The organism is Nocardia sp. X0981, from assembly GCF_977089955.1.
Genome location: NZ_OZ372435.1, coordinates 4,781,703 through 4,798,262 on the forward strand (window position 1 = coordinate 4,781,703; position 16,560 = coordinate 4,798,262).

A 16,560-nucleotide genomic window follows, 5' to 3' on the forward strand; every position below is an offset into this window, starting at 1 on the left:
GTGGTGGCGTTGGCGTGCACGAACGCGGGCTAATGGATCATGGGTGGCGTGGAAGTGATTGTTGAAGATCCCGACCGGGTCGGATTCGAGGTGTTGCGGGACGGCCGAGATCTGGCGTGGGCGGAGTGGGGCCCCGCGGACGGGACACCGGTTGTTTTCTGTGCTGGAGCGGGATGGGGGCGGTGGCTGGGATTCAGCTCGGCCGTGCTGGCCGAGTTGAATGTGAGGCTTATCTCAGTGGAGCGGCCTGGCCTGGGGAATTCCACGTGGGTACCTGGGCGCACACTGCTGGACTGGGCCGATGACATCCGGCAACTCGGCTTCACAGAGGCTGCGGTCGTCGGTTTTTCCCAGGGGGCACCGTTTGCTCTTGCCTGCGCCGCGCAGGGAATCGCTTCGACAGTAGCGATCGTGTCCGGAGGTGACGAGCTCGCCCACCCAGGATTGGCTCTGCCGCCCGAGGTGCGACGACTGGTCGACCTGGTAGCCGCCGACCCGGCCGGAGCCGAATCCGACTTCGCGCAGTTCGGTAGCGCTGAGACATTGTGGCGGCTGAGCATCGAGGGCAGCCCCGAGGTGGACCGCGAGATCTACCTGCAACCACGGTTCCAGAAGGCGTTTCGCCGCGCGCTCGACGCCGGGTTCGCCCAGGGGCCAGCAGGCTATGCGCGCGACACGGTGTTGCACTTCGCGCGCTGGCCGTTCCGGGTCGAGGATCTGACCAGTCGCGTGCATCTGTGGTACGGCGGCCATGACCGCAACCCCACTCACTCACCGGACCATGGCCTCACCCTCGCTGCGCGGATCCCGACTGCCACCCGGCACTATCTGCCTGAGGCCGGAGGTGCGCTCCTGTGGACCCATGCACGCGAGATCTTGGTCAACCTCCTTTCATGATGACGGCCTCCAAACGCCCCGGAATCGGGAGGAACCTTCAGGCAGGCCAACATAGGCTCCGATGATCGGCAGACCGACCATCGTGGTGTTCCGTAAGCCGATCTGCCACCGGAACACCCCGACGGGAGAATTCGGTCCAGGTCACCGGTGTTTCGTATGAGTGTTCCGCGAAACGTTCCGATGTCCCCTCCTTACATGGAACACTTCGGGTATGGGTGAGCCGTTCCGGGTCGGGTACTGCCGCTGCTCCACCCCGGTGCCGGTTCTGCTTTGATCATCGAGCTCGAACGCTGGGCTCGAGCGGTTGTCGATAGGAATCCGACCAGCAGGGCAGGAAGGAGGAGGCGCCGGGCCGATAGTTTCTGGGCAGATGTTATCTGCGGTCGGCGCACCACCGAGACGTTGACGCGAACGGCGTGCTCGTTCCCCGGTGGGATTCCTGGGCGATCGGTCTCGACTGCGGCGTAACGAAACCCGTGCGCGAGATTGCACGGGGAGCAGGTCGCCGAACGCCTATGTCAGGGATAGTTCGCGAACTCCGTCGCATCGACCCTCACCTGCCCGCCGCCCGATATGAGTACTTGCGATTCGTCGACGCCGACACGCCTGGATTATCAAAAGCGCAACTGTGAACTGGATCGATTGCCGGACATGGAATCCGTGATCCATATCGGTGAATCACCTACCGGGATCCCACGCGGATATCCGTGTGAGCCGGTTGGCAGCAAGTTATCGAGCCGTTGCCGGTTGCGTGCTGGGTGGCGGTTTCACCACGCCGACCACATCGGTGTTGCCCATTTGGTAGGTGTGACTCGCCACCCGGTCACCGGAGTTTCCTTCGATGGTGGTGATGGTGTTTCCGTTGACCGACTTCACTATTCCGATGTGGTCGGGATTGCCGTCACCCTGCCAGTCGAAGATGATCATGTCGCCGGGCTGGGCGTCCGCTGTATGGCGTGCCAGTCCCATACTCTTGGCATCGTTCCAGATGGCCGGTACGTAGTTCTTGTTCGTCCAGTGGACCTCGTAGCCGGCTTTTTCCCAGGTATAGCTGGCGAAGGACGCACACCAGGCATCGTCGATGTTGTAGGGGGTTTTTTCCTTGGTGTCGTTGTAGATGGCGGTGTTGTATCCACGTTCGCTCACGCCGCGCTCCAACTCCGCCTCCGCGATTCGCAGAACCTCCTCCACAGTTCCGTCGTCGTTCGACGTGTACCGCGCGGTGCTCTTCGGGGAAGTAGCGCCCCAGATCGTCCGGGGATCACCGTTGTTGCCCGGGCTGGAACGCTCGATTTCGCCCGCGCGTGCTTCCATCCCCGCATACGTGTCGTCCACGAGGTCGATGATCGAGCTCAAGGTCTGCAGGGCGTCGCGAATCACGGCGTACTCGGCGACGATGGGCATATATATTTCGCCCTCGCTCGGCCCCGGTGCGGCGGCCATCCGCGTGTTCAGCCCCTCCACCTTGTCCAGGATGGCTTGGAATGTCTTGTTTTTGGTGTGGAATGCCGCGACTGCGGAGTTCTTCACCGCGTCGTTCTTCAGCCGCATATCGTGGGTCGCCTTGTCGATCTCTTCCTGACGGGAGGAGTAGTCGTGGGCCATGACCGACTGTCCTTCCGGGGCGGAGAGCCCCTCGGCGCTGAGCAATCCCTGGTTGAGCAGCCATCCCAGTAGGTTGGGGTCGTAGGTCGTATCTTTTGTCGCCAGGAGCAGGGCCTGGGCCTCGATGTTCTCCTGGACTCCCTCGATGATCGCCTTCGCTCCGGGGCGAGCGGCGGGAGGCGGAGTCAGGGTGATGTCGAGTTCTTCGCGAACGGTCATCCGAGCCACCCCCCGCGGGCGCGACCAGCCAAAGCGTGCGCAAACACCATCAAAACCGCTCTCACCCCTATCGGATCTACCGTAATACCATCGAGTATCAGACATTCCCGGCATTGGGGTGTCGGTGGGGAACGTCTCACCAGGTATCCGAAGCCCGCGTGGATCGGGGTGCGAACTTGTTGGCGCGGTGTGGTTTTCGCGGGTGATGACGGGGCTGGACCAGGATGAGCGGACCGATCGGTGGATACTGCTGGGTAAGGTACCGGGCCCGGCGGCCACGAAGTGGGGTGCGGGGGAGACGGATGCGAGGCCGCCACGGAAAACGGGGTCCGGTGAACAGGTTCGTCTGTTCACCGGACCCCGGGTGCGGGTCGCCGGGACAACTCCCGGCGAATTTCAGCCCAGCTGCAGCTGGCGGAACTGCTGGCGCATCTGGTGCAGCTGCAGTTCCCACTGCATGGCACGGTCCTGCGACCGGCTCGACTGCTCCTCGGCCTGCTGAGCGAGCTGGGCGGCCTGGTCGGCCTGGTCCTGGGCCGACTGACACCGCTGGTTGGCCTGGTTGGCTTCGCTCTGGGCCTGCTGGGCCTGGCTCTGGGCCCGGTCGGCTTCGCTCTGGGCCTGCTGGGCCTGATTCTGCGCCTGGATCGCCTGCTGGCGGGCCTGTTGGGCCTGCTGGTTGGCCTGGTTGGCCTGGTTCTGGGCGATCTGGGACTGGTGCTGGACCTGACGTGCCTGCTGTTGCACCTGCCGAGCGAGGTTCTGCGCCTGCTGGGCGTACTGCCGAGCGCTCTGCGCTTCCTGCCGGATCTCGTCCAGACCCAGCCGCATCATTTCCAGGTTCTGGAAGTCCTGGTTGACGCCGTTGTTGCTGGTGCGGGTGGCAGTACTGGTGTCTTGCGCCATCTGAGCATCCTTTCAAAGGGGGGGTTTGAAACGAACGACTCGTGGAGCGCTCATATCCTCGCACAGGGTGACACCGGACCACCCGTCACGTTTTGGGAAACGCCAGGAAAATTTTCTCGGCGAGATGGTCCGGACCGTAGCCGGGTGAAATCGTGACACGGCAATACTCCGAAGACGCGGTATGCGGGGAATTCCCGCTCCGGTTCCGGTCCGGCCCGAGGCCGCATTTCGTATCGGTTTCAGGGTTTGTCCGGGCAATCGGCCTCGACCCACGTGGCGGTGAGGTCCCGGCAGATGATGATGACGGACCCGGTGTGGCATGCGACCTCGTGGGTGCATCCGTTCGGATGTGGCAGCACCTCGTCCAGGATCACCTCACCGAGCCGGCCGGCATGAGGCATATCCGATGTGGCTTGCAGCGTGAAGCCGGCCACGCCGGTGTAGTGGATGGTCAGGTCTTCTTCGTGCTTCCAGCAGTTGTGTCGTAATCCGAGCCGCATCCATGTGCCGTCATCGTCCTCACCGGACAGGATCCGGTCCAGTTTCAGGTCATGGACACACCGCGTGCTGCTGAAGTCGTAGTGGCCGGGCTCGGCGGCGTAGGCCGCAGCGCCTGCGGGTAGTGCCGCGGAGAGCTCGGGCAGCCGGTCGAGGTACTCCTGCGGGCTTATCACGCCCTCGATACCGCCGATGGTGGCGGAGAGGTCGACGTATTTCACCGGCCGGCCGATTGTCGATTCTGCGTGTGGTTCGGGCGGGAGCCGAGCTGTTCACGGTTGTCTACGAACACCATGGCTCGGAATGTAGCCTGTCCGGCGCGGTTCGAATGTTCGTGGGTGATGAATGGTCGAGGCCGCCGGTCGTTTCGATGAGGTCGGGGTCTACCGGCTTGCCGCCGGTGGTCAGCGCCAGTGGAGGTCGCCGAGCAACGCCGTCTCCGCACCACCGTCGGCGAAGACGATCTGACCGGTGACGAATCGGTTGTCCGGGCCGGCGAGCCAGCAGATGAGCTCGCCGATCCATTCCCGCTCGCCCGGGGAAGCCGCCGAACGGTTGCGGGGCCGCGGTTTCCATGGCGACGCGGGTGTCTTCGCTTCCGGGGATCCACGCGGCCGTGGGAGTATCGACGACGCCGGGTGCGGTGGAGACAGCGCCGAAGTAGTTGGTCTCGAGGAGACCGGTCGTGCCGCCCCCGGCGACGGCGAGTACCGCGTCGATGGGCCCCCGCTCGCTCATCTGGTCGATCAGTGCTTGCCGGCCCTCGGGTGTGGCCAAGTCGGCCTCGATATCGGCGTCACCGAGGTCGCAGCCGATGACCTCGGCGCCTCACTCGCGCAGGATGGTCGCGGTGGCGGCACCGATGCCCGATGCGGAGCCGGTTACGACATACCTACGCCCGGCGGTCTCTGTGCTGTTCCTTCTGCCGGCGGGCCGCGACGTCTTCTCGTCAGGGCCGCGTACTGGTAGCGCGGTCACCGAGGCAGCAGCTCGGTGAACATGCCCCCTCACCGACGCGCCATGGGTATCAACGTAATTTGCCGGCGGGCGCGGAGTTCACCGATGTCGGCGGTCCGATCGTTTCTCGGCGGCATCGAGCGCGGGGGCGAGTGGTGCGAGTGAGGTGCGCAGTAGGTCCGGCAACGCGCCGGACGGCACGACGAGTCCGCTGGTCGCCGGGGATGCGATGGTGGGCTGCAACCATTGTTCGAGGGCGACGCGAACCGCGGCGGCCACGCCGGCCGCGAGCACGCGGGCGCTATACGGGTCGGTGCCCGAAAGGCGTTCGGCGATCGCGTCGGTGAGGGGATGCTCGATCGCGGTGGCGGCGTGGACAAATGCGTCACGCAGTGCGGGGCGGGTGGTGATCAGCAGCAGCGCGTCACGCCCGGACTCGCTCTGGGCCGTGTACTGATCCACGATCGCGTCGGTGACAGCGTCGGCGAGACGCACGGTGGCGGGCCGGGCGGCCACTGCCGCCGCGACCCGTGTTTCCCGCTCGCTGGTCACGGCGGCGACGATCGCCTGTTCGCGGCTGGAGAAGTAGTTGTTGTAGGTCCGTGGTGAGACGCCGGCGGCCTCGGCGATGTCGTCGACGCGCACGTTGTCCGGCCCGCGCTCGAGTGCCAGCCGAAGCGCTGCCTCACGCAATGCCTCCCGGGTGGCCTGCTTCTTCTGTTCGCGTAGACCTCTCCGTTGTGTCACGGTCCGAGTATCTCACCACCGAGTGCGTGCACGCAAAATTGCGTGCACGCAAGTTTTTCCTTTAGTCTTGCGGCCATATCCCCAGCCACTGAGGAACCTGGCGGAAACACCTATCCCGGCCTGTCCCGGGAACCCGAGGCCGCCTCGACCGCCCTTGGCGAGTACTACCGCGGCTGACTACGTCGCGGCTCGAACAGAAGGAGAACGCACTCGTGACCGTCGATGTCGTGATCAGCGGAGGTGGCCCCAACGGGCTGATGCTGGCCTGCGAGCTGAGCCTGGCCGGGGTCCGGCCGCTCGTGTTGGAGCGGCTGGCCGCACCGAGCGAGGAACCGAAAGCCAACGGCCTGCTCGGCCAGGTCGTGCAACTGGTGGACCGGCGGGGCCTGTACGAGTCGCTCAGCGGCAGCGCGGCACCGCCGCAGCCGAACTCTACCTATTTCATGTTCGCCGCGATGGTCCTGGACTTGAGCCTGCTCGACGACAGCCCGGTCTACGGGCTGGCCGCCCCGCAGCACCACATCACGCAGGTTCTGGAAAAGCGGGCTGTCGAGCTCGGCACGCAGATCCGGCGCGGACACGAGGTCGTCGGCCTGGCACAGGCCGACGACGCGGTCATCGTGGACGTCGCCGGCCCGGATGGAACCTACCGGCTGCGGACTCGGTATCTCGTCGGCGCGGACGGGGCGCACAGCCTCACCCGCAAGCTCTCCGGTATCGGATTCCCCGGTGTCAGCTACGACCGCACGACCAGCCGGACGGCGCACGCTACCATCCCGTCCGACTGGGTGGACCCGGCGACCGGCGCGTTGAGTGTGCCCGGCCATGGGACCGTCCAGCCGTTCCTACCGCTGCGCACCGAACACGGCGGATTCTCCTACGCGCCGTTCCCGGACCAGCCGCCACTGCTCAGCACCATCGAATGGGATCAACCGGAGACCGACGCTCCCATGAGCCTCGACGAGCTCCAGGCCAGCATCAGGCGAGTGCTCGCCGCCGAGGTGCCTCTCGGCGCGCCCACAGGCCAGGGCCCACACGTGCTGCGGCGGCTCAGCGGTGGCAACACCCGAATCGCCGACCGCTTCCGAGACCGCCGCGTGTTCCTCATCGGCGACGCCGCCCACGTCTACACCGCGGGAGGCGGCCCCGGACTCAATCTCGGTCTGCAGGACGCGGCCAACCTCGGCTGGAAGCTCGCCGCCGCCGTCCTCGGCAACGCCCCGGCCGGGCTGCTGGACAGCTACGGAACCGAACGCCGCCGAGCCGCCTCCCGCATGGTCACCTACGCCCAAGCGCAATCCGCGCTGATCGCCCCGGGCGGCGATGTCAGCGCCCTGCGCGAACTGTTCACCGAACTACTGCTCGACCAGGACACCGTGCAGCGTCTCGCCGCCCTCACCGCAGGCGCCGACATCCGCTACGACATGGGCGGACCCGATACCCACCCGCTCGTCGGCCGGTTCGCCCCGGACATGGAACTGCTCACCTCGAACGGGACGATCCGGCTGGCCGAGCTGACCAGGACCGCACGGCCCCTGCTACTCGACCTGACCGACGATACGTGCCTGGCGGAAACGCTTCCCGAGTGGCATGACCGACTCGACGTCGTCGCCGCGCGCCCTCAACCCGGCTTGCCCGCCGCATTGCTCCTGCGCCCGGACTGCTACGTCGCCTGGGCCACCGCCTCACCCCACCCGGACGCCTCGGACCGGCAGGCACTCCGCGCGGCACTGCAACGCTGGCTGCGCCCCACCGGCCTCGCTCGCATGTGACCGTCGGGGCCGAGACCTCGTAGCAGTCGAATAATGCATCCCCCGAAGCTATTTAGTGGCCGGGACCGACTCGCAGGCTGAAGGGCGCCACCGAAAGCGAGTAGACAGCACCAACGCGCCAGCGCTCGCCCAATCATCGCAGCTAGGAAGGCCGTTTCCGATCTGGCGCACGTTGCTGAACGCGAGTTGTGTCGGCCGATTTCCGCATCGATGCTCGGTGTGTGGATTACCTCGGGTACACGAGGTTCCTTCCCGACCAGTATCGCCAAGAATCGCTGATCGAGCCGACTCCGACGTGGTGGCCATGGCGCGGCAAACGCGTCCATGTTGCTCGTGCCGACAACTGTGACGCCGAGGTACGGTTGCTGGCCATTCATGGGGTGGGCGGCTACTCGGGTTTGCTGTGGCCACTCGCTGCGCTCGCCGCACGGGAGGGTGTAGACGTGATGGCCGTGGATCTCCCGCTCTACGGCGACACTGTCGAACCGGATCCGAGTGCGGTTCGCTACGAGGATTGGATCGATCTGCTGTGCGAATTCGTGCGTGCGGAAACGAAATCCGATGACCGGCCCCTGGTCCTGTTCGGTGCAAGCATGGGCGGAATGCTGGCTTACGAGGTCGCCGCGCGCACGGGCGCCGTCGCCCATGTGGTGGCGACCTGTCTGCTCGATCCCAGCGATCCGGCTGCCCGGCGCGCCGCCACCCGCTGGTCATTCACCGGCACAGCCGGACCCGTGCTGCTGCGCGCGATCGACCCGGTGCTCGGGCGCGTCCGGGTGCCGATCCGCTGGGTAGCCGACATGAACAACATGAGCCTCGACCCAGCCTTGTCACGAGCCTGCGCCGCCGACCCCAAAGGCGGCGGCGTCCATGTCCCGCTCGGCTTCCTCGCCAGCTTTCTCGGTTTCCGGCACACATCGCCGGAAACCTTCGACGCCGCACCGATGACACTGGTGCATCCTGCTGCGGACCGCTGGACGCCACCGGAGTTGAGCATCCGGTTCCTCGATCGGATACCGGGCCGGACCGGCCTGGTACTGCTCGAACACTGCGGTCATTTCCCGATAGAGGAACCCGGGCTTAGAGGGCGTCTTACGTGGATGTAATTCGTTGTCCGGCATGATGTGACCCGTGGCCGATGGTCGCCTCGATCCCGCGAGTGCGCTCGCGGCGAGGCCCACGCCGCGGCAAACCCGCCAAACTGCGGGCGGACAAGGGCTACGACTTCGACGTCCACCGTCACTGGTTACGTGCCCGCGGGATCGTGCCCCGCATCGCCCCTCGTGGGATCGAGGATCCCACGAGGTTGGGCAAGCATCGATGGAAAATCGAGCGCACGATCGCGTGGCTGACCGGCTACCGGCGATCGACAATCCGATACGAACGCCACGGCCGTCTCTTCGCAGCATTTCTGCAACTTGCCGCAGCGCTCACCTGCTACAAGAAAATGCCCACGTAAGACATTCTCTAAGCGATCCGGTTGTAGTTCAGGTCGTAAACCTGGACTCCTGAAGGGTCATACCAACCGTCCGCGCCCCGGGTGAGAAGGACGTTGCCGTCGCCGTCGTACCAGTGATCGGCGTCCCAGGTCCAGTTTCGCTTCTCCCGGGGCATCGCTTCTTTGGCGCGTTCCTGTAGTTCGGCCATCTCTTCGGGGTCCAGACCCGGGTCGGGGTTGGCTGCGGTGGCGGCGCGCGCGGCGCGGATCTCGGCGTTGAACTGGTCGAATATTGCCTGGTTGCGGGTGTATTCGTCGCTGTTGAAATAGTCCTCGCCGGTCAGTAGTGGCGGTTTCTTCTTGCGGCCGGTGAATCGTTTGAACACAGGGGCCTCCTAGATTTCGGTCATCTGGATGATGACGCGGCCGTTCGGGAGTGTGATCTTGTTGTGCACCATGAATCCTGTTCCGGAGGGGAACATCACGTCGTCGGGGCGGGGGGCGTACTCCCCGAGCTGTGCGCCGGTCTTGGACACGATCTGGAATTCGACGTTCTGACTGGCAACGAATTGCGGGTCGATGCCGTCGGGTCTGAGGGTGCTGTATGTGAACCCGTTTTCGGTGACCGGCTGCCCCGGCTGGTAGCGGGCCAGTTCCTCGGGGCTCAGGGTCTGATGACGCACCAGTGGGCCCTCATAGGAGGGCAGCTTGGAAAGGGCCTGGTTCAGCGCGGCGGCCTGGCGCTGTTCTTCCGGAGTCAGCGGCAGGCCGCTGTTCAGCTTCTCGTTGAGGGTCATACCGGTTTCGGGGTTGCGCACGGCCGCGGTGTGGATGGCCTTTTCGTCCTCGGGGCCGAAGGTCCAATCGGTACGTCCACCGGGCCGGTGCCCGCCGGGTGCCTTCTTGTTGATCATGTCCCAGATCCGTTGCATCTCCGCCTTGTGGTTGGCGAAGTCCGGGACTTCTTTGAATCCACGGCCGAGGCCGCGGGTTTTGAACAGGTCGACGAACAGGCGGATCTTGCGCCCGTACTTGATGCACAGTGCCCCCAGCCGGGAAGCGCCGACCGCGGCGCCGATCGGGCCCGCGGCGCCGAAGGTGACAAGGGAAGCAGCCACCGTGACACCAGCGGTCACCGCGGCTTCTACCGCGGAGTCGATGATGAATTGCTTCAGAAATCCTTCTATTTCCTTGCGCATCGCCACCAGCTCGTCATGATGCTCACCGGTGGTGACGGCCATCGCCGTGAACCCGACCACGACCTCGGCCGCGGCGGCCGCCAGTGCCCGCAGGTCGTCGTCGATATGGGCGAGTTCGGGTGCGGTGATCGGGGCGAACATGCCGGCGATGCGGTTGATTTCGTCGGCGAATCCCGCGACGGCGGGCTCGGCGGCGATATCGCGCCAGATCGCCGCAACCGTCCAGAGTTTGTCGCTGTCGCCGTCGGGGACGGTGACACCGATTTCGCTGAGCAGCCCGATCCCGTCTTCGAGCAGCCCGCTTCCGGGTCCGCCGGCCGTGGGCAGTGGCGGCCGGCACGACACCAGTATGTTCAGCGGGTGCACCGGGGGCTGGGTCGGCGGCGGGCCGGGGGCCATGTTGGCGTTGTGGTCGCCCAGGGCGTGCAGATAGCCCAGCTCGGCAACTACGTTGCCGTAGCCGTTGACGTTGTTGGCCATCAGTTTGACCCGCATGAGCAGGTCATTGGCCGTGGTGTCGTATTCGGTGGCCCAGGCGACTGCCTCCTGGTAGGAGCCGGTCATGTTGGATCCGGTGTCGGCGAGCTTGTTCCAATGCTTGTCCACGCTGCCGATGAATTCGTCGGCGGCTTTGAGGAGCGCGGCCGCGGCCTGCTGGTAGACGTCGGTGTCGACGTCTACCACCGTCACTGTTGGCCGCTTTCGGGGGCCGGACCGCGGTCGAGGCGGGCTAGGATCGCAGCGAATGTGCTGGTGTAGGAGTCGTGGGCGTTCTTACCGGCCGCTTCCATCTTGGCCAGCCCGTCACGCATTTTCCGGGCGCCGGCGTTCCAGGTATCCATGGCGGCGCGGGCGGCCTCGGCGGTTTCCCCGGTCCACGGCCCCGATGTGCCGTCACCGTTGTGCAGCCGATTCATCCGTTGCTGCAGCAGCACCAGCTGGTCGTCGGTGAAACCGAGCAGACCGCGCAACTGGGCTTTGAGCGCGTCGAGCGCGTCGGTATCTACGTTATGCCGTGACATCGCAGGAAACCCCTGTTGGTTCAGATATTGAGCGAGCTCGGCCGCGGACCGGTATCGGCCAGATCGGCCGCCAAGGTCTCGTCTACCGCAGCGAATTCCTCGCCCTGCACTCCCAGCAGGCCGGCCATGGCTTCCAGCGAGGACAGCAGTGTCACCGCACCCTCGCTGGCCTCCTGCCATCCCACGGTGAATGCCTGTGCGGCGGGACCACCCCAATAGGTCATGCCGTCGATTTCGGCGTCGATGCGACGGAACCCGTCACCGATCGTGGTCGCGATCTGCCGGAGGAATGCGGCGGCGTCTGCCATGGCAGCGGAGTCAGCGGTAATCGGTTCGGGCGCCATCACCGGTCACCTGGCTCAAGTCGAGTCATACAGCTACTGATCCTCACAGCTACTTCGACGCAGCGAGCGTCTCATCGGTTCCACCCCAAGTGATCGTTGTGCGCTGTTCCGCTCGCGCACAACGGTTTTACATAAGGCGCGACGATCTCTACCTTTACGGTTGATTCGTGGACCCAGCATGGATCGCCGTCATCGGTACCGTGTCCGGCGTTGCCGTCACGGCAGCGAGCAGCCTGCTCACCAGCATGCTGACCGCCCGGCACCAGCGCGCGATCGCGGAGCGGCAGCTCACCGAAGCCGACTCCGAGCGCACGCGCGCGGAGGTGCGCGAGTCCTTCATCGAGTACCTGGGCGCCTACAGTGCACTTCGAGACCAGATCTTGGTCCTCCTCCACCACCAGCAGCAGCTCACCGGAGCGCCGGATACGCCGGCGGGGGCGTACCGGATCTCGCTGATCGAAGCCTTCGCGCCGGAGGAATCGACCCGGTTCAACAGGGCGCACCACACGATCCAGATCGCAGCAGGTGCGGCCACCTGCGAAGTCGCCAGCACCACATCGTCCCAGCTTTGGGATCTCGCCCAGGCTGCAGAAGAACGCGGCCGGGAGAGGTACAGCCGGGAACTGGCCGCGGGAGTGGCCTTGCGCCGGAGACTGCACGAAGCGATGCGGGCGGAGCTCCAACGAGGCCGGTAAGGCCCTATCACCAGCGTCGACTTGGCTCCACGCGGTGGCTGTCGTTCCACTTCCAAGGAAGTGGAACACGCAACGACAGGCGAATCCCCGCTGCCGCCGAAGCTACTTTGCACTTCCTGACAGCTTCAGGATTCCCGGGCCTAATCGCGTGGAAAACATGGAAGCGACCGCGCGCACCGTAATCGGGAGGCGGTACGCGTGGGGGTGCAGGACACTTCGTGGGGTGATCACAATGCAGCCCGTCCTGGAGATCTATGCGTCCGATGATTTCGGCCTCTGGCCGGTTGCCGAGGTCGAGACATACGGTTTCTCGGCGCTCAGCGGGGAACTCACACCAGACGAGGTCGGGACCGCAGTGATGCGCATCGCCGGTTGCAACGATATCGATCCCGAGCACGACGGGCGTCCGCCCCGGCCTGCCGACCCGCTGAGGTCCTTCCTGCACGGTCTGCTCACCTTCGACACTCCCTTCGTGGCTGGTGGCCTGCGGGTCACCGACAGCGTCACAGGCATCGTGTTCTCACCCGGCTGCTGCCACGGCCTGGAGGACCGGCACGATTGGTATGAGGTTCTCGACGGAAGCGGCCGGGCATCTTTCGGTCACGATCCCGACCCGTGCGCCGAACGTCGTGGTGACATGGTCCGGCTGACCGTCGACGCCGAGCAGAGCGACAGCCCGGTGATCGAATTGTCCGCCACCGACCTCCGACAGCTACTCGTTGGAGCCGAGCAGGACCTTGTCGACTTCCTTGCCCTGGCAGCCGATTGGGCCACTCGACACCTGCCCGACCACGTCGACCCGGTCACCGCCGCCCTGGCACGCGCCCTGAACTTGCCTTCGCCGACAGAGAGCATCGAAGCATCGGGCTGATGCTCCTCGAAGCGCCGAGCCTCACCTCGTTCGTGCCGGAGTCGGTGTCCGGGCTCCGCCGTCGACGAGCATGCGGTCATCGCCCAGCGCAGGGCAATTGCCGGGTCAGAGTCCGAGTTTGGTGACGGCGTTGTCGGCGAGAGGGTCGGCGGTCCGGATGTATCGGTGGACGGTGCGTGGGTTGCTCCATCGACCCTGACGCATGATTTCGCGGTCGGCGGCGCCGCCGAGCGCGGCTTGGGTGGCGAAGCCGGCGCGGAGGGAGTGACCGGAGAAGAGGGTGGGGTCGAGCCCGGCGCGGGCGGCGTAGCGTTTGACTATTTCGGCGACGGCGCGGCCGGAGAGCGCGGTCCGGCCGAGTCCGCCGTGCCGGTTGACGGCGGGGAACAAGGGTTGGTCGGGGGTGAGGTGGGGGTCGGGCCGGTAGGCGTGGCAGCGGTGGATATCGGGTGCGCCGGTGGGTAGTTCCTCGACCCAGGTGCGGACGTTGCGGGGGTTTTCGGTGTGTACGGCGAGCAGTCGTAGCCAGTCGGCGCAGGCGCAGACGGGGCAGGTGTGTGGTTGGCGGCCGCGAGGCAGGACAACGTGTTGTTCGGTGATGCCGGTGGGGTCGGTTTTGGTGGTGGGCAGGTGGATCAGTAGAAGTGGTTCGCCGGTGGTGTGGTCGGTGCCGAAGTGGATATCGGCGATGCGCAGGCCGGCGAGTTCGCTGCGGCGTAGGGCGCCGGCGAAGCCGAGAAGGAGGAGCAGGGCGTCGCGGCGGCGGGCGGGTTCGCCGGGCCAGCCGGGTTCGGGTAGGCCTGCGAGGAGTTCACCGAGAGTGTGCAGCAGGATGGGGCGTTTGCGGTCGGGCCGGGTGCGGCGGGTGCGGCGGATACCGCGGAGGGTGAGGCGCACCACGTCGCTGCGGGTGGGTGCGGGGAGTCCGTTGGCGGCGTGGACGGCGGCGATGGCGGCGGATTTGCGTTCGAGGGTGGCGGGACTGTAAGCGTGGCGGCCGTTTTCGGTGTGGGCGTCGGCGGCCGCGGCGAGGTACACGGCGACGTCGAGAGGGTCGGCGGGGAGGGCGGTGCGGTTTTCGCGGACACACCAGGCTGCCCACGCGATCCAGTCGGTGCGGTAGGCGCGCAGGGTGTTGGGGGATTGGGAGGCGGTGAGGTAGCGGCCGAGTGCGGTGGCCTGTTCGTTGTCGAAGCGTTCGCGGACGTTGCGTAGGGCTGCGGTGTCGACGAGAACGCTGGTGACGCCGCGGCGGAGTTCGGTGCGGACGGTGTCGGGTAGGTCCACGGCTTGGTCGGTCACTGTGGTGTTCTCCTGGCCGGTAATTGAGTCACACAATACGTTTCGTTTGCGTCAACTAAACGAAACGTATTGCTCGGAAACGAACCGTCCGCAAGCCTACCTGCCTAACCTCCGATAATGTTCACTTATCGGAGGTTAGGCTTCTGAGCCGTGCAAACCTCCCGTAGCGGACACTTCGCATTACGTTTCGTGTAAATACGTAGATATCCAACGAAATAACGCTACGATTCCCCGGTGCCCACTGTTTGCAACTATCCCGGCTGCACCCGTCCACTCGCTCGCCCGACAGGGCCCGGCCGTCCGTCGGAGTACTGCGATCTCCCCGACCACACCCGGTGGCGAGCATGGCGGGAACGGCAACGCCTGCAACAGGAAGCGAACACCCCCGCAGACAACGTCACTGTGACAGCACCGGGCCCGGTCACTACCGCACGCCTACGCGCCGACGAATTGCTCACCCAGTTCCGCACCCTCGCCGACCAGCTCGGCGCCACCCTGACCGCCGCGGTCACCGAAATGTCCACTCTCGCCGACCCCTCCATCGCCGAAGCGCAAGTACAGGCGGTACAGGCGGATGCGGCCCGTCGTATCGCGGAAGCCGAAATGGCGGCCGCCGCGGCGGAACAATCACGACGTGAAGCCCAGGATGCGCGGCTGCGGGCCGAGGAGGCGGCCGAGGACGCGGCGGTCACCGCGGAGAACGCGGAGTCTCGTATCGCGGAAGCCGATTCGCGGACCGCGGACGCGGTTCGCGCGCGAGACGAAGTGTTACGTGAGATAGAAGCCGTGACGACCCGAGCGGCCGAAGAGGTTTTCGCCGCTCACAGCGCCGCCGACGAGAAGATCCGGGCGGTGCGCGGCGAAACCGCCGACGAGGTGGAGCGCATCAGGCAACAGTGCGCGGAGGAGGTCGCTCGGATGCGGCGGGATACCGACGCGGAGATCGAGCGGCTACGACGCGAGTGCGCACAGCGGGAATCGGCGGCCACGGCGGCGCGTGATCTCGCGGTGCAGCGCGCGGCCGATGCCGAACGTGCTCTCGAACGCGCCGAACAGTCGGCCACCGAACGCGCGGAGGCGGCCCGGGAGATGCGCGCGGAGCTGCAGCGGATCCGCGGCGAGCTCGATACCGTCCGCGATGAGCTCACCGCGGCTCGGCGCAGCGCCGCGGCGGATCTCGCTGCCGCCCGCGCGGAAGCAGCAGAGCGGCTCGAACAGGTGCGGGCGGAAGCGGCGCAACGCCTCGAAGCGCTGGAGCATGCCCGGGGGCAGACATTGGTCCGCGCCGAACGAGCCGAGCGGCAGCTCGATACACTCCTGGCCGATCGGGCGCCCGCGGGATCGTCTGCGGCGGTTCACGAGAAGGATGCGGGGTGAGGTAGCAGAATCGCGGTATGGCTGTTATCCATCGCACGACCATGCACCCGTCGAAAATGGAGCTGCTCGCCCGCTGGTTGCCGAGCCGTTCGTGGTATTCGGGTCCCGGCCGGGCCGATGCCCTGACCCGAGTGGGTGGTTTCCGGTTGGACGATCCCGCGGGGGCGGTGGGTATCGAGTTCCTGGTGGTCTCCGATACCGGCGGTGGGGAGATGAGAACGTATTTCGTGCCGTTGGGGTATCGCGGTAGCGAACTGACCACCGCGGCCGATGCGTTGATCGGGACGGCCGAGCACGGTGTGCTGGGTACGCGGTGGATCTATGACGGTGCGCGTGATCCCGTGGTCGTCGACCGGATGGTGGCGTTGCTGGCCGGTGGCGCCCAGCCTCAGCACGGTACCGAGAGCGATACTCCCGATCGGAGTGTTCTGGTGGCGGCCGCGGATCTGCCGGCGGAGGGTTCAGCGCTGGTAGCGGCGGCGGATAATCCGCTGGGAACCGATATCACCGTGGCCGACGGCATGCTGCGGGTGCATCGGGCACTGGGTCGCCCAGGGGTGGAACCAGTGCGCCGGGCCGGGCAGGTCATCGCCCCTTGGCCGGCACCCGACGGCAGCACGGTACGCAGTGTCGTGCTCTCCGAGGTGCGGTAGCCGGGCACCGCTCGCGTACGGGCTCTGCCGGCGGTTCGGTTACTCGGCTCGGCGAACC

At 66.0% G+C, this 16,560-nt stretch carries 17 protein-coding genes and 1 pseudogene; 9 read left to right on the forward strand and 9 right to left on the reverse strand.

Annotated features, from left to right (window positions below):
- Positions 1-48: 48 nt before the first annotated feature.
- Complete coding sequence (locus ACYR7D_RS21015; RefSeq protein WP_459546245.1) at positions 49-897, forward strand: alpha/beta fold hydrolase; 849 nt, start codon at positions 49-51, stop codon at positions 895-897.
- A 729-nt stretch (positions 898-1,626) separates the two neighbouring features.
- Here ACYR7D_RS21015 and ACYR7D_RS21020 read toward each other — a convergent pair.
- From ACYR7D_RS21020 to ACYR7D_RS21030, 3 genes are all read right to left on the reverse strand, one after another.
- Positions 1,627-2,721: a CHAP domain-containing protein gene (locus ACYR7D_RS21020; protein ID WP_459546246.1), complete on the reverse strand. Its 1,095-nt coding sequence runs from the start codon at positions 2,719-2,721 to the stop codon at positions 1,627-1,629.
- A gap of 396 nt (positions 2,722-3,117) precedes the next feature.
- Positions 3,118-3,627 (reverse strand): hypothetical protein, encoded by a 510-nt coding sequence (locus tag ACYR7D_RS21025; RefSeq protein ID WP_459546247.1) that lies wholly within the window; start codon positions 3,625-3,627, stop codon positions 3,118-3,120.
- Between the two features lie 239 nt (positions 3,628-3,866).
- Entirely contained in the window at positions 3,867-4,346 is a 480-nt protein-coding gene (locus tag ACYR7D_RS21030) for a hypothetical protein (protein WP_459546248.1), read from the reverse strand.
- A gap of 250 nt (positions 4,347-4,596) precedes the next feature.
- Between ACYR7D_RS21030 and ACYR7D_RS21035 the strand changes: the two genes are divergently transcribed.
- A complete protein-coding gene (locus tag ACYR7D_RS21035) occupies positions 4,597-5,094 on the forward strand; it encodes a hypothetical protein (RefSeq protein WP_459546249.1) in 498 nt (165 codons plus the stop codon).
- An 87-nt stretch (positions 5,095-5,181) separates the two neighbouring features.
- On the opposite strand, the gene ACYR7D_RS21040 is transcribed toward ACYR7D_RS21035, so the two are convergent.
- Complete coding sequence (locus tag ACYR7D_RS21040; RefSeq protein WP_459546250.1) at positions 5,182-5,829, reverse strand: TetR/AcrR family transcriptional regulator; 648 nt, start codon at positions 5,827-5,829, stop codon at positions 5,182-5,184.
- A 212-nt stretch (positions 5,830-6,041) separates the two neighbouring features.
- Between ACYR7D_RS21040 and ACYR7D_RS21045 the strand changes: the two genes are divergently transcribed.
- The 3 genes and pseudogenes from ACYR7D_RS21045 to ACYR7D_RS21055 form a co-directional block, all read left to right on the forward strand.
- Complete coding sequence (locus tag ACYR7D_RS21045) at positions 6,042-7,601, forward strand: FAD-dependent monooxygenase (protein ID WP_459546251.1); 1,560 nt, start codon at positions 6,042-6,044, stop codon at positions 7,599-7,601.
- A gap of 221 nt (positions 7,602-7,822) precedes the next feature.
- Positions 7,823-8,707 (forward strand): alpha/beta hydrolase, encoded by an 885-nt coding sequence (locus ACYR7D_RS21050; RefSeq protein WP_459546252.1) that lies wholly within the window; start codon positions 7,823-7,825, stop codon positions 8,705-8,707.
- A gap of 29 nt (positions 8,708-8,736) precedes the next feature.
- A pseudogene (locus ACYR7D_RS21055) lies at positions 8,737-9,060 on the forward strand (transposase); the annotation flags it as partial.
- Positions 9,061-9,068: 8 nt separating this feature from the next.
- Here ACYR7D_RS21055 and ACYR7D_RS21060 read toward each other — a convergent pair.
- The 4 genes from ACYR7D_RS21060 to ACYR7D_RS21075 are packed head-to-tail and all read right to left on the reverse strand — an operon-like array spanning position 9,069 to position 11,604.
- Entirely contained in the window at positions 9,069-9,425 is a 357-nt protein-coding gene (locus tag ACYR7D_RS21060) for a hypothetical protein (RefSeq protein WP_459546253.1), read from the reverse strand.
- 9 nt (positions 9,426-9,434) lie between these two features.
- Positions 9,435-10,928 (reverse strand): hypothetical protein, encoded by a 1,494-nt coding sequence (locus ACYR7D_RS21065; RefSeq protein ID WP_459546254.1) that lies wholly within the window; start codon positions 10,926-10,928, stop codon positions 9,435-9,437.
- Complete coding sequence (locus tag ACYR7D_RS21070) at positions 10,925-11,260, reverse strand: WXG100 family type VII secretion target (RefSeq protein WP_459546255.1); 336 nt, start codon at positions 11,258-11,260, stop codon at positions 10,925-10,927. Before ACYR7D_RS21070 ends, ACYR7D_RS21065 begins: the two co-directional genes overlap by 4 nt.
- 20 nt (positions 11,261-11,280) lie before the next feature.
- Entirely contained in the window at positions 11,281-11,604 is a 324-nt protein-coding gene (locus ACYR7D_RS21075) for a WXG100 family type VII secretion target (protein ID WP_280458380.1), read from the reverse strand.
- 167 nt (positions 11,605-11,771) lie between these two features.
- Here ACYR7D_RS21075 and ACYR7D_RS21080 point away from each other — a divergent pair, with 167 nt between their 5' ends.
- Both ACYR7D_RS21080 and ACYR7D_RS21085 read left to right on the forward strand, forming a co-directional pair.
- Positions 11,772-12,299 (forward strand): hypothetical protein, encoded by a 528-nt coding sequence (locus ACYR7D_RS21080; protein WP_459546256.1) that lies wholly within the window; start codon positions 11,772-11,774, stop codon positions 12,297-12,299.
- A 157-nt stretch (positions 12,300-12,456) separates the two neighbouring features.
- Entirely contained in the window at positions 12,457-13,170 is a 714-nt protein-coding gene (locus ACYR7D_RS21085; RefSeq protein WP_459546257.1) for a hypothetical protein, read from the forward strand.
- 105 nt (positions 13,171-13,275) lie between these two features.
- On the opposite strand, the gene ACYR7D_RS21090 is transcribed toward ACYR7D_RS21085, so the two are convergent.
- A complete protein-coding gene (locus tag ACYR7D_RS21090; RefSeq protein ID WP_459546258.1) occupies positions 13,276-14,472 on the reverse strand; it encodes a tyrosine-type recombinase/integrase in 1,197 nt (398 codons plus the stop codon).
- 402 nt (positions 14,473-14,874) lie between these two features.
- On the opposite strand from ACYR7D_RS21090, the gene ACYR7D_RS21095 reads away from it, so the two are divergent.
- Positions 14,875-15,849 (forward strand): hypothetical protein, encoded by a 975-nt coding sequence (locus ACYR7D_RS21095; RefSeq protein WP_459546259.1) that lies wholly within the window; start codon positions 14,875-14,877, stop codon positions 15,847-15,849.
- Positions 15,850-15,866: 17 nt separating this feature from the next.
- Positions 15,867-16,502, forward strand: a complete 636-nt coding sequence (locus ACYR7D_RS21100; RefSeq protein WP_459546260.1) for a maltokinase N-terminal cap-like domain-containing protein — start codon at positions 15,867-15,869, stop codon at positions 16,500-16,502.
- Positions 16,503-16,560 lie beyond the last annotated feature (58 nt).

Excerpts from the sequence above, each read along its gene's own strand:
- ACYR7D_RS21020 (WP_459546246.1), bottom strand. The coding sequence starts at position 2,721 with ATGACCGTTCGCGAAGAACTCGACATCACCCTGACTCCGCCTCCCGCC.
- ACYR7D_RS21025 (WP_459546247.1), bottom strand. The coding sequence starts at position 3,627 with ATGGCGCAAGACACCAGTACTGCCACCCGCACCAGCAACAACGGCGTC.
- ACYR7D_RS21070 (WP_459546255.1), bottom strand. The coding sequence starts at position 11,260 with ATGTCACGGCATAACGTAGATACCGACGCGCTCGACGCGCTCAAAGCC.
- ACYR7D_RS21075 (WP_280458380.1), bottom strand. The coding sequence starts at position 11,604 with ATGGCGCCCGAACCGATTACCGCTGACTCCGCTGCCATGGCAGACGCC.
- ACYR7D_RS21085 (WP_459546257.1), top strand. The coding sequence starts at position 12,457 with ATGGAAGCGACCGCGCGCACCGTAATCGGGAGGCGGTACGCGTGGGGG.
- ACYR7D_RS21100 (WP_459546260.1), top strand. The coding sequence starts at position 15,867 with ATGGCTGTTATCCATCGCACGACCATGCACCCGTCGAAAATGGAGCTG.